The following is a 13,773-nucleotide window of genomic DNA, read 5'->3' on the forward strand; positions in this document are numbered from 1 at the left end:
TTTTGTGTTCTTAATTAAAAATGATTCTTTAACACCCGTAAAATCTTTAAGCCTTATTAGCCAACTCATAAAAGAAGTCGAAATGCGCTTTAATACTTTTTGTCCAATAAGTTCCTGTATGCGCCCCCGGCTGAGCAATATAAGTGGCTTTTATTTTTAGCTCATCTAATTTCTGACGGAATTGATTATTGGCTTTATATAAATAATCTTCAGTTCCACAGTCAAAAATAAGTGTCTTTTTCAAGCCCTTGATACGCTCCAATCTGTTTACAGGTGAATACGCATCAAACGCTTTATTTTCTTCAGAATATGCACCCAATAAATATGCTATAGTTGTTTTTTTAAAACCAGAATGCCTCAAGTTGAGTACACCAGAGGTACTACCTGCACTTAAAAAAACATCAGGATGATTCAGAAAAAGATACATTGCCCCAAAACCACCCATACTTGCTCCAGTTACAAAAACTTTAGTCTGATCTGTTCTATAAGAAGTGTTAATTGCTGGCATCAACTCTTTCATAAAGAAGTCCTCATGTTGCGTACTATCAGGATTAGGCGAATTCATATACCAGCTTCTTTTTAATCCATCTGGACAAACCACGATAAACTTATAGGTATCTGCCATACTTTGCAGATTAGAAAGCCTGGTCCAGGTTTTATAATTTGCCGAATGACCATGCAATAAATATACTACAGGATAATTAACTTTTACATCATAACTTGCCGGTTTATAAACCAACACACTATCTGTTGTTTTTAAAGCAGAAGATTTAAGCAACAACAAATCTTGTCCTTTTGCTGAAAATACTGCCAATCCGAAAACCGCAATCAATATGTATTTTAATTTATTCATATTTTAATTTTTATTATTAAGATATTCTAAATATCTCCAACGGAAAAAATATCCAATTCAATTAGCAGCATATTTCATAACCTATTAAAAAGCTCTTTAAACACAAATAACAAGCCTTCACACATTCAGCATGTGAATATAGATATTTTTTAATAACTAAATGCTATATACTATTTTTTATTATTAAGTAGATAACAGATATATTACATCAACCTGTTTTATTCGATCATTATGAAAATTACATACTTAGTTTTTATAATCATTTGGTAATATCATATTAACCAAGATTAACATTAGACACCAAACCATCGCCTTGATCTTGATTATTAATAAATTACAGTTATTTTGCAGCAATCATATTGGATCAAACTAACTCAATCATAAAATTTTAATTAATAAAATGGGTAAAACTTTTTTTGAAGAATTGAACAGTGAAAACATCATTGGTGTTGCCTACAAAAATCTTAGTCTTAAAAAGAAATTACTCAGCTATTTTACCAATGTTGGCAATGCCACTATAGCTGATCTCTGTAAAGAATTAAATTTAAGTGTTCCAAAAATCACAGCATTATTAGCAGACCTGATCCAGGATGAACTGATTAAAGATTACGGAAAAGTAGATTCTACAGGTGGTCGTAAACCTAATCTATACGGTCTTGTTCCTGAATCAGCATTCTTCATTGGTGTTGACATTAAACAAAACCACATCAATATAGGCCTTTCAGATTTACAAAAAAATCTGATCAAAGTGTCGGAAAAACTACCTTATCAGCTCGAAAACAACAAAGAATCATTAAAAGCATTGATTACTTTGATTAATGATTTTATTTCAACACTTACAATACCCCGTGAAAAATTGCTGGGCATCGGCATTAACCTTTCAGGAAGAATAAATTATGCTACTGGATACAGCTATAGCTTCTTCCATTTTAGTGAAGAACCTTTGAGCAAAATCATTGAATCGAGAATTGGTATACGGGTATTTCTGGAAAATGATTCCCGAGCTATGGCCTACGGAGAGTTTTCAGTTGGTGCAGTTACATTTGAAAAAAACGTAGCTTCAGGATGGGCACTTACCCGTATGTTAAAGGAACGTTTAAAAGAGGGAGCTACATCTATTTTAACACAAAAAAATGCTAACCCAAATTTAAATATGGAAAGCATTATTGCCGCAGCCAATAATGATGATGTACTTGCAATTGAAATGATTGCAAAAATAGGTGATAATCTGGGACGGGGTATTGCCTTACTAATTAACTTGTTTAATCCGGAACTGGTAATACTTGGAGGATGTCTTTCCGCAACTGAAGATTACATAAAACTTCCAATTAAAAGTGCAATCAACAAATATTCATTAAGCTTAATGAATACCGATACAGCCTTAAAGATTTCTACATTGGGAGAAAGAGGGGGTATTTTTGGCGCTTGTCTGCTCACTAGAAACAGGCTGTTCAATATTGTATAATATTATATTTTATTTCACAGCTATCAGATCAATACAACAGCAACACGGTTTTAATTATTAATCAATCTGCTCAGAAAAGCTGGATAGGTATCTCCACTTGCAGTCCCCTCTCCTGACATATATGCACCATAAGTAATGCTGTCACCAAAACAGATCAATTTATTTCCTTTTTTTAATAATCTGTTTTTCTTAAGGTAACTGTACACGGTTTCAGCAATGAGTTGATAACCTTGTTTGGTAGGATGAATACCATCCTCCTTTCCAAAATTATTTTGGTTTAAAATTAAAGAGCTGATTTCACGGTTAGGAGATCCTTTGGATTTAAAAAGAGAATATAAATCCACAAAATGTATATGATTAGTCCTTGCTATTTCCTTTACCAGCTTATTTAAGGAATCCAATTTATAATTAAGCGGTTCTTTATAAGCCTTGCGGTCATGGCGTTTATATATATATCCAGTATCAACTGGAGGTGGACTCATCAACACTATCTTTGCCCCCGTCGACTTTACCTGATCGATCAATTGCTGATAATTATCTTTAAACAATTGATAATCAATCAGTTTCTTAGAATTAACCATATCATTTGACCCCACCATCATTATCACCAGGTCAGGTTTTTCCTGCAGCACATCAGCATTCAGCCTTCTTAATAAATCATTAGAATTATTACCACCAATCCCCTTATTCAGCACCTTAAATTGACCAGTACAAGAAGTTAACGATAAACAAACCAGGCAACACATTATGCCTGCCATTTTCAAAAGATCCTTCATTATTATCATTAATTAAAAGAGGAGATGTATCAATAATACACCTCCTGTAAAACTAGCATTTAATAGCCGGGGTTTTGAATCAATCCCCTATTTTTATCAATTTCAATCTGATCTATCGGAAACAAATAATTGGCTTTAAGAAATTTAAGTTTACTATTCGCATGATTTATAGGCAAAACCTCATAAGTATACACGTTAGTAGATACCATAGTTATTTTTAAGGCCTCTAATTGCAATCCATTTAAGACTTGTTCAGCTATTTTCCAACGTCTAACATCCCAAAAACGATGTTCTTCAAAAGCAAGTTCAGCACGTCTTTCGTTCTGTAATGCAATCCTCATTTCCTGAACAGTCATATTATCTTTTAAGCCATATAAACCATCAATACCAGGTAAAATACCAGCTCGTTTACGAATCAGTTTTAACTGATCATAAGCTTTATCCGTCTCGTTAAGTTCATTGCTGGCTTCAGCATAAGAGAGCAGTATTTCGGCATAGCGAATAATAGGTAAACATCTTTCTGTTTGACTACCTCCATTCCATGCTGTATTTTCTTCTTGCATCTTTCTCCAGAAATAACCAGTATGGTATTGCCTGTTATTAAAGCCATCAAGTGCAGCTCCAACATAAGTATACACGGGCTTTTTAGTACTGGTAGTACCATCATACCACATCGTACCATTATAAGCAATGGTATAATTAAAACGTGGGTCGCGATTGACAAAAGGTTTAGCAGGATCATATGTCGAGCCTGATTCAGTGATCGCTTTACCATTGATCATTCCAAATGATTTTGCCAAATTATGAGTCGGCATAGAACGTAAAGATGAGTTTCTACTTGGCGCAAAAAAGTCTGCCTCCAGATCTCTGTTCAACGGCAAATTATATTGCATGATATACTCATTATTCATCCGCTTTAAAAACATACGACTAAAACTATATCCAGGAGGATTAGTTGCTGCATCAGGTGCTTCATACAAATCATACATATGCATATCCATTACCTCAAATGCTGCCTGTTGTGCTAATAACCATCTATTCTTATCATAACCAGGATATCCTGCCAAAGCAATTTTCTCTGCACCAGCCCCTAGTTCCACACCAATATTCCCACCATTGAACAAAGGACTTGCCGCATATAGTAAAACACGGGATTTTAAAGCAAGTGCAGCACCTTTAGTGGCGCGACCAAAATCATTCCCCGTATACCCCGTTGGCAAATCAACCGCAGCAGCATTCAATTCATAAACAATGTAATTTACAGTTTCTTCATATGTACTTCTTTTTTCATTAAACTCATGATTCACGTCAATCACTTCATCTCCAATAATGGGTATTCCACCAAAATACCTAAGCAAACAAGCATAATACCATGCCCTTAAAAACCTTGCTTCGGCAGTCAGTCTTTTAATTTTATTGACAGATAAAGGAGAGCGACTTACATTGGCCAGAAAAACATTGGCCAACCTGATGCTTTTATAAGGAACACTCCAGGAAGTAGTATATGGACTATTTGACATAGGCGATAACGTTCCACTTACAATAGGGTGAATTGCACCATTATTAATGCTGGCACTAATCGCATCATCTGAAACATCACTATTGCCGCTTCTGGTGCTCGGATATTTTCTATATTCCCAGTTAAAAGCTACGTCAGCATACAGTCCGGTTAAAAACTCGTGAGTAAGCGTACTATCTGAAAAAGTTTTTTGTTTATTTAAATCAGTTGTTTCGGTTTTATCTAATAAATCGGCTCCTTTTCTACAAGCTGAAAGGCCTAGTACAAAAACTGCGATTAATAAACCTATATTTATTTTAGTCATGTCCTTTTAATTAAAATGTAACCTGTAGCCCTAAATTGAATATCTTTTGCTGTGGATAAGCCTGTATACCTGATGCAGGTGCACTTTCGGGGTCCAGATTATAGATATTTTTATCTACAAGCATCCAGGTATATAGATTATTCCCATTTGCATAAATCCTTATACCATTTAAATGAATACCTCTAGCCCATTCCTTTGGAATATTATAAGAAATCTCAGCACTTTTTATTCTCAGATAATCACCTCGCTTATTCCAGAAATCAGAAAGGAAGGTATTTGGATCATTCACTGTGCCTATCCAGCTTGGCATTAATCGTGGAAGTTCTGCATTCTGATTTTCAGGTGTCCAAGCATTTTGATGTATTTCACGAAGGTTAGACACAAATGGCACAATCTGAGTAGAAATGGCTCTTATCGCAAAATTAGTTGCTGCCTGTAAGGTCAGCGCCATACTAAATCCTTTATAGGAAAGGCCCAGGTTTACCCCATAAATGGTATTCGGCATATTAGAATATTGAAGTCGGGTTCTATCTTTCTGATCAATCACCCCATCTCCATCCAGATCAATATATTTCAAATCTCCCGGTGCAACTGCCACTCCAACTGGCTTCGGACTATTCGCCACATCTGCTGCATCTTTATAAAAACCGTCATACAAATACCCTAAAGGGCGACCGAGTGATCCACCTGTTTGGGCCTGCCACGGCACAATTGGAGTAGCTTCATCTGCTTTTACAATTGTACTCTCAGAAATAGAAACGTTTCCATTCACAGAGAAATCCAGTTGACCAATTCTATCTCTATAAGTAGCATCAATCTCCATCCCTCTCATCTTTAAACTTGCATTATTAGAGATAGGAAAAGCTACACCCGAGTACACAGGAATACTTTGTCTCGCTCTTAAAATATCATAGCGATAGCGTTCAAATATATCTGCAGATATTTTAAATTTCCCTTTAAAAGCATTCAGGTCTACACCCAAATTCGCAGAACGTTCCAATTCCCAACGTACATTTAAATTTTCAAGTACTCCTTCATTTAACCTGGCTCCATTAGGCGTTGTGCTCCCTGCAGATTCGCCAAAAGAATAAGCACCTGTGGTACGGGTATAAATCTGTTCGAAAGCATAGCTTGACAAACCCACATCATCATTACCTAAAAGTCCATAAGAAGCCCTGATCTTAAACAGGTCAATAAATTTGAATGTATTCTTAAAGAATGGTTCTTCAGATACATTCCATCCAATTGATCCGGCCGGAAACAGCGCATAGCGATTCGCATTCAAGAACTTATCTGTTCCATTATACCCTGCTGTAAACTCAGCGATATACTTCTTATTAAAATCATAGCCTGTCCTAAAACTATATCCTCTAAAATTTGTAGGGGGATTCTCACCCGCTTCATTAGCATAGAAATTGGTAAGTACCAGACCGTAAACGTGATGCTTTTCTCCAAATGTGCGGTCGTAATTTACACTCCCCTGCATATTCATGCGTTTAATCATGTCATCTGAGGTATACTCTAAATCTAATTTAGGCATTCTAATAGTTGCTGGATCAAATGGCGAATAGGAATCAGTTTTAGAATCATAAACAAAAGACGGAAAGGCTTGTCTTGTTAAATTACGGTTATAACCATGTGCAGTACTATAACCAAAAACGCCTTTTAATGTTAGACCTTTGGTTATAGAAGATAAATCCACCTTTCCTGAAATGTTAGCCATAATACCATTGCTATACTTTCTTTGGTATCCCATGTGAGTCATCCTACCCACAACATTATAAGCTAATCTTGCCAATTGAGCTGAATTATTTCCTCCATAAGAGCCATCTGGATTGTAAACCGGATAAGCAAATGGCGGTAACCTCATATAGTCGTTCAACTCAAAAAAAGGGTTGTTAGAGGTCCCTCTTAACCAAGGATTGTTCTGTTCACCTGTATAACCTGATAGGTCTACGCTTATGGTAATATCCTTAGTTGCCTTAATATCGATGTTGGAACGAAAATTATATCTTTTATAATAGTAATTAGAATTAAACTCAGACGCTTCCGTACTAAAGTCTTTCATAATCCCATTTTGGTACAACTGACCAACAGTTACGAAATACTTTGCTTTTTCAGTTCCTCCAGAGATATTCAGGTTATTTCTAATTTGTGTGGAATATTTTTTCAATATGGTTTCAGACCAATCCACATCTGGATAACCATAAGGATCAGTTCCATATCTAAAAGCTGTAAGAGCTTCATCCGAAAAAGGCATGGTAGTACTATTCACATTTGATGCTGCCTGATTTGCCAATAAAGCTGTCTCGTAAGAGTTTAAAAACTTCAATGGAACTGTAGGTGCCTGTACTCCTGCTTCCGACCTGAAACTAATCTGAGGTTTCCCCATCTGTCCCCTCCTTGTTGTAATCAGCACCACACCATTTGCACCTTTTACACCATAAACAGCAAGAGTAGATGCATCTTTTAAGATAGTGACACTCTCTATCTGATCTGCATCAAGATCACTCAATGCCAAGGGATATTCTACATCATCCACAATTACCAATGGAGTAACTGCACCTAAATAACTGTTTGCACCCCTGATGCTAAAACCAGCTGCATCACTACCGGGTTGTCCGCTACGTTGCTGACTGGTAAAGCCAGGTAGTCTGCCCATTAATGTATTCTGAATACTGGCTGATGGATTCTGACGAATTTCTGCACCTGAAATCTGACTGATTGCACCTGTATTGGTGATTTTACTTTTGGTACCAAAACCAACCACCACAACCTCTTCCAATCCTTTGGTATCCTGCATTAGTTTAACATTGACATTACTTTTCCCGGCCATATTTATTTCTTGTGTCAGATAACCAACCATTTTAACTATAATAGTCTGTGTACTACCTTTCAATGTAAGAGAGAAGGAACCGCTATTAGTGGTGGCGTCACCATTAGAGGTTACATCCTTCTCAATAACCATGGCCCCCGGTAAAGGGCCGGTCTGGTCAACTACCGTACCTGTTATCTTTCGTTGCTGGCCATAAGCCGTAGCTATACAAACGATACATATGAAAACTAAAATTGTATATTTTTTCATCGTTGTTTCTCTTAAATAATTACCAGCCTGAATTCTGAACCATGTTTTTATTCTTTAGCACTTCGCTGTTAGGAATTGGGTACATGTACATCCGTGGATTATTGAATACAATTTTGCCGGCTATAAATCGCTGATAAGTAAAAGTGGAGCCTACCTTAGTGATCTTCATACCCTCCAGGTCTTTATTAAATTCCTGTTCTGCAATTTTCCATCTGCGTACATCCCAGTAGCGCTGCTCTTCCAGAAAAAGTTCTATTCGGCGCTCATTCCTGATAAAAGATCGGGCTTCCTCTTTAGTCATTGTAACAGGGATTCCATAATTACTTGCAGCCTGTATTCCTGCTCTTGTCCGGATACTTTTAAGTTGCTGATAAACATCTGCAGGCGGTGCTGCATTAAACTCATTCAGTGCTTCTGCATACATTAGCATAACATCAGCATAGCGGAAGATATTAAAGTTTAGATGCTGCAGACTATACTCTGCAGAGTTGTTAAAATGAGCTGTGAATTTACGGGTATAATAACCTGTTTTAGTTTGCACCAAATTGGTTATATTAGGTTTATCAAGTCCTCCTTCAAAAGTTTCTACAGGCCTGTTTAACCATCTTAGTCCATTATAAAGAATCGCCTTATCCATACGAGGGTCTCTTGATGCATAAGGATTATTCTCATTATAAGAAGCGTCTGTAATTGGCTTTCCACTAATCATAGGAAAGGCATCTATAAAGTTCTGCGTTGGACTAGTTAATCCCTGTCCTTTTGTAGTAGCAGTATTGAAACCTATCGGTCCATTTAACAATGGAATATCACGATTAGTTGGCCTGAGGTAAGAGAAAATCACCTCTTTGTTTCTACGTTCTATAAATAGATTATTGTTATTCTCTAAATCATAGATACCTAAATCCATCACATCCTTAGCCGCTTGCGCTGCTTTTTCCCATCTTGTAGCATCAAAATTTAGGTAGCCTTGTAATGCATCATTTGCAGGATTGCCGTCATTTAAAGCAATATTCCCTCCATTGTACAAGTAGCTGGCTGCATAATTCAGAATTTTGGCTTTTAGCGTTAGCACAATGCCTTTTGATACCCTTCCCCAATCCGTAATACTTACAGGATCTTTTCTGGCAATATCTTTAATGGCATCACATTCACTCACAATATAATTAACACATTCTTCAAAAGTATTGCGTTTAGGCTCTACCCTATCCCCTATATTAAAAACGGTGTCACCTACAATAGGTACCCCACCATATCGCTTTACCAATTCAAAGTAAAACATGGCACGTAAAAAACGCGCATCAGCTTTCCAATTGTTTTTAACCTCATCTGTTAGCGGAACAATATCTATTTTAGACAGGAATATGTTGGCTTTTCTGATGCCCAGATACTGATCATTCCAAACTCCATCTGGGTTTGATACCACACTGCTCAATCTACCTGCTCTTAAAACATCAATGCTACTATTATCTCTCGATGGCATAGCATCATCCGTTGCCGCATCCAGCATGTCGTTACCTATACGGTTAAAGCCGTCAGGCAAATGCGTATAAACATTATTTAAGAACTGAATTGCTAATGTACCCGCAGGGTCATTAGGATCGAAAATATAATCCTCTGTATATTCGTCCAGAGGTTCTTTCTCGGGGTCCATTTTTGAACAACTCATCTGACTAAACAGAAAACCAGCTAAAAGGCTTAAGTATATAAATCTTTTCATTTCGTTAGCGATTAAAATTTAACATTGATACCTGCTGATAGAATTCTGGGCATTGGATAGCCACCAGAATACACTTCCGGATCAAGATCCAAAGCATTCATATCAGAACCAGTAAACAGATTTGTTCCGTTAAAAAAGACCCTAGCTGTAGCCAGACCAATTTTCTGAGTCAATGAAGAAGGAATTGTATATCCAACTTCTAAACTTTTAATACGGAAATAATCTCCAGATCTTAGCCAGTACGAAGAATTAGCCTGATTGTTGATGTTTGTACCAATGGTTAAACGCGGATAAGTTGCATTTGCAGCATTCTCTGGTGTCCACCTGTTTAAATGATGGACAAATGCCTGTGATCTACCGTTATTTTCAAATTCCCAAACAAAGTTGCCAGTATACCATATTTGTCTGTTTTCAACCCCTTGCAACAAGGCATTCAGGTCAAAACCTTTTACATTAAAACCAAAGGTAAGTCCGTAATACATCAGTGGCTTCTGATGACCAATGGCTGTAACATCATTAGCATCTATTATACCATCATTATTCAGATCTCTGTATTTAATATCACCAGCCTGTGGACTATACCCTACTACAGTAGAACTAGCAGCCGCTTCCGCATTAGTTTGAAACAATCCTTCTGCTATATAACCAAATGGCTGTCCTACAGGTAAACCCGTTCTTTTTTGCCATTCATAATTAGGCTGTAGCTCATCACTAAACACATTAATACTTTTAAGTACTGTTAAATTAGGCTGTATAAAGTAATTTACCGATCCTGCTTTGTCTTGATAAAGCAATTGAAACTCTGCACCTGACCGTTTAATTTTACCAATATTTAAACTTGGATAAGTACCCCCAAATATGGCTGATCTGGTTCCTGGAGCCTGTAGTAAATCGTAAAAATTATGCACAAAATAATCAGCCTTTAGCGTTAACCTATGATCAAGTAAACCAAGGTCTACACCAGCATTTAATTTCTTAGCCTTTTCCCATGTAATCAACGTATTGGCAGGAATATTTGATGCCCCTTGTGCAATACCTTGGGCATTAGTAGGTGTATTAGCTATATTGTAAGAAGTACCTAGAACATAGTATTGGTTGTATACAAAATAGCCTGCATTGGCATTACCAGTAAGGCCATAGGTTGCACGTAATTTGAGCTGACTAAGCCAGTTTACATCTTTTAGAAAATCTTCTTCTGAAAGATTCCAGCCTAAGCCAAATGCCGGAAAAAACCCGTAACGTTTATTTGTAGGATAACGTTCTACACCATTGTATCCAAAAGCAAGTTCAGCAAGGTATTTTTCCTCAAAGTTATAAGCCACCCTACCAGCAATACCTCTGTAGTTGTCTGCCAAAGTATTACCACTCTGCACATTATCATTACTTGCATTAAAGAGTACATTAATGCCATGAGCACCAAAATCTCTGTCATAACCCATAGCTAACTCCGAATAGATCATACGGTAACGCGAGCCTACTCCACCTTGATTTACCATAGCGGTTGCTACAGGACCACTTCTGGTATAAGTTGTATCGCCTATGGCATTGAGCGACATTTTAAACACTTCAAATGTCTTGGTTCGCGTAATATTCTCTAACAAATAACTTTTGTAAGCAGCTGTTGCCCTGGCCCATAAACCAGGGGTTACCATTTTCAAATCTGCTTTTAAACTCAGATCTGCTTTATATTCTGATTGTGTATAAGGTCTATAGCCAGAACTAATAGTTTGTCCTAAAATATTTGAAGTATAATTATCATTTCCACCATACGAGCCGTCTGCATTCCTTACCGGATAAGCATTATTAGGCGTTTTCATTATGTTCGAAAAAATGGTTGGCACTGTAGAGCCTGGCTCATTTCCATTTTGAATCTGTGCGCTCAGATTAACTGTTGCTGTCAATATGCTGGTAAGATCTATACTTACATTTGTACGGAAACCATATCTTCTAAAATCAGCATTGGTATTATAAGTATTTGCATCTGAAGTTTTTAGTAAACCACCCTGATCCATATAATCCAGATTCACAAAATACCTTGATATTTTACCACCTCCCGAAACTGCAAGATCGTACCTACTGAAAGTGCTATGCTTTTTTAACACTTCATCATACCAGTTTACATTGGGATATTTTAATGGATCTGTATTATTTTTATAGGCAGCAAGCGCTTCCTGAGAATATGTAGGTTGTAAACCCGCATTTGTTCTGGCCTCATTATACAATACACCATAGTTATAAGCATTTAAAAAATTCGGCAGTTTCAAGGGCTGCTGCATACCAGACTGCACCTTAAAGGATATACGTTGTACTTCTTCTCTACCTTTTTTAGTTGTAATATATAATATTCCATTTGATGATCGGTTGCCCATCATTACACTTGATAAAGCATCTTTCATCAGAGTAATAGATTCAATTTGCTCCGGATTAATGGCTCCAAAACTCTGAGGTGTTCCATCTACCATTACTAATGGGCTTGCACCTCTTAAGCTAAGGGTAACGTTATCACCACCCGGCTCGCCAGAAGCCTGGTTACCGAACAAACCAGGAAGTCTGCCTACCAAAAGCCCGGCAGTCGACCTGGAGTTTGTTTGCTCCAATTCATTGGTATATATTTCTGAAGCACCTGATACAGAAAGCTTTCTTTTTTGTGGATTTCCAAACAAGGTACTGTAAGTTGTATCAGGACCAAGGGGATTATCAAATAAAACTATCTGAAGTTCTTTTTGCTCATTCAATTCCACTTTACTGCTAATGAAGCCACTTAGGGAAAATGTTAATGATGATCCCTTTGAAGTAGAAATAGTGAACTTACCCTGCTCGTCTGTAATTACACTCGTCTTTTGTCCCGCAGCAGATACCTTTACTTTAGGAATTGGCAAGTTAAAAGCAGCCGATTTAACTGTCCCAGAAACAGTTAGCTGCTGTGCCCAAAGATCCCCTGGCCGGGCTATTATGAACAGCAAAAACAATAATGCCCTAAAGACATTAAGTCCTAAGTAGTTTTTTTTCATACAGTCTATAATTGGTTTGGTTTAGTGTTTGGTTTAGTTTTTTGGTATAGGCTTGGTTGGTTCTGGTATAAGGGTAGTTTTATTAAAACGCCTCCTACCTGGTACTTTGCATTACGACCAATCCGTTGGCAATTGCACGCTCTGCGCCGTCAGATAATTTGTTCTTAACCTCGTATTGTCCGTTTGTTTTATTCCTAATGATCATTTCAGTTGAGCCTCCCCCATCTAAGCATATTGCATCTTTAGCACCAAGGGCTTTAAACAACTTTCCAAAATCAGTAAGAGAAATTCCGACAGAAAGTGCATCATCACGACCGTCAACCACAACAATCATTACCTTTTTAAAATCTACAGCAGCTACACCAGTTCTTGGATTTATTTCCGGGAGTGTCTGAGGCACCAGGTTTCCATTTTCAACCAGATGATATCTTCCTCCAACAACTTCCTGCATTCTGCTCTTATATGCCTGGTAAAAATCATAATTACCTAATACGTAATTACCATTATCTACCCGGCCAAAAAACTTATAACCAGTACTCATTGAAGTCCTGATCTGAAGTCCATCCATATGAACTGGACCAAGCGGTGATGCTGGTGTAAAATCAAAGAAGTCGCCATTTACACCTGCAATAACTCTTTTATCCGTATGGCCAGCATTTTTGGCTGTAATCATGGCCGATAAACGTTGTAAACTATTTACCTCAGGTCCGTTATTTGGCGTAGTAACTGCTATATTCAGTCCAGTTGAATTCAGATTAACATTCAGCAGAATCATAGATAGAGGCTGATCATTTTTGTTCAGGAACTTTAGATGAACCTCTTCCATCCCTTCGTAGTCATTATGGACTACCTCAGAAACAATCGATTTTATAAAATCTGTATTTTGTTTAATCATTTCGCCATAACTGAGTTTTACAAGATCTGGAGTCAGATCTGCTGCATCCCCCTGTTCTTCCTTAGCGCAAGCCCCCATTAGAACGATCAGGAAAAAGCAAAACATTAGATTAAAGTAATTTTTCATGCTCATACACTCTTTTTTAGTT

General features: G+C 37.2%; 8 protein-coding genes. 1 reads left to right on the top strand and 7 read right to left on the bottom strand.

The window, feature by feature from the left end; all coding sequences use genetic code 11:
- Positions 1-46 precede the first annotated feature (46 nt).
- Positions 47-853 (bottom strand): alpha/beta hydrolase, encoded by an 807-nt coding sequence (locus tag ABDJ41_RS15275; RefSeq protein ID WP_349786938.1) that lies wholly within the window; start codon positions 851-853, stop codon positions 47-49.
- Positions 854-1,253: 400 nt separating this feature from the next.
- On the opposite strand from ABDJ41_RS15275, the gene ABDJ41_RS15280 reads away from it, so the two are divergent.
- On the top strand, positions 1,254-2,318 hold the full coding sequence (locus ABDJ41_RS15280; protein WP_349786939.1) for an ROK family protein: 1,065 nt from the start codon (positions 1,254-1,256) through the stop codon (positions 2,316-2,318).
- 50 nt (positions 2,319-2,368) lie between these two features.
- Here the strand turns inward: ABDJ41_RS15280 and ABDJ41_RS15285 are convergent, their stop codons facing one another.
- The 6 genes from ABDJ41_RS15285 to ABDJ41_RS15310 form a co-directional block, all read right to left on the bottom strand.
- On the bottom strand, positions 2,369-3,094 hold the full coding sequence (locus ABDJ41_RS15285) for an SGNH/GDSL hydrolase family protein (RefSeq protein WP_349786941.1): 726 nt from the start codon (positions 3,092-3,094) through the stop codon (positions 2,369-2,371).
- A gap of 59 nt (positions 3,095-3,153) precedes the next feature.
- On the bottom strand, positions 3,154-4,917 hold the full coding sequence (locus ABDJ41_RS15290; RefSeq protein ID WP_349786942.1) for a RagB/SusD family nutrient uptake outer membrane protein: 1,764 nt from the start codon (positions 4,915-4,917) through the stop codon (positions 3,154-3,156).
- 10 nt (positions 4,918-4,927) lie between these two features.
- Positions 4,928-8,002: a SusC/RagA family TonB-linked outer membrane protein gene (locus ABDJ41_RS15295; protein ID WP_349786943.1), complete on the bottom strand. Its 3,075-nt coding sequence runs from the start codon at positions 8,000-8,002 to the stop codon at positions 4,928-4,930.
- Between the two features lie 19 nt (positions 8,003-8,021).
- Positions 8,022-9,719: a RagB/SusD family nutrient uptake outer membrane protein gene (locus ABDJ41_RS15300; protein ID WP_349786944.1), complete on the bottom strand. Its 1,698-nt coding sequence runs from the start codon at positions 9,717-9,719 to the stop codon at positions 8,022-8,024.
- A gap of 11 nt (positions 9,720-9,730) precedes the next feature.
- Positions 9,731-12,730, bottom strand: a complete 3,000-nt coding sequence (locus tag ABDJ41_RS15305; protein ID WP_349786945.1) for a SusC/RagA family TonB-linked outer membrane protein — start codon at positions 12,728-12,730, stop codon at positions 9,731-9,733.
- 94 nt (positions 12,731-12,824) lie between these two features.
- Positions 12,825-13,757, bottom strand: a complete 933-nt coding sequence (locus ABDJ41_RS15310) for a phosphodiester glycosidase family protein (protein WP_349786946.1) — start codon at positions 13,755-13,757, stop codon at positions 12,825-12,827.
- Positions 13,758-13,773: the final 16 nt, after the last annotated feature.

Origin of the sequence: Pedobacter sp. ASV1-7, assembly GCF_040203335.1 — a bacterium.
Taxonomy (GTDB): Bacteria; Bacteroidota; Bacteroidia; order Sphingobacteriales; family Sphingobacteriaceae; genus Pedobacter.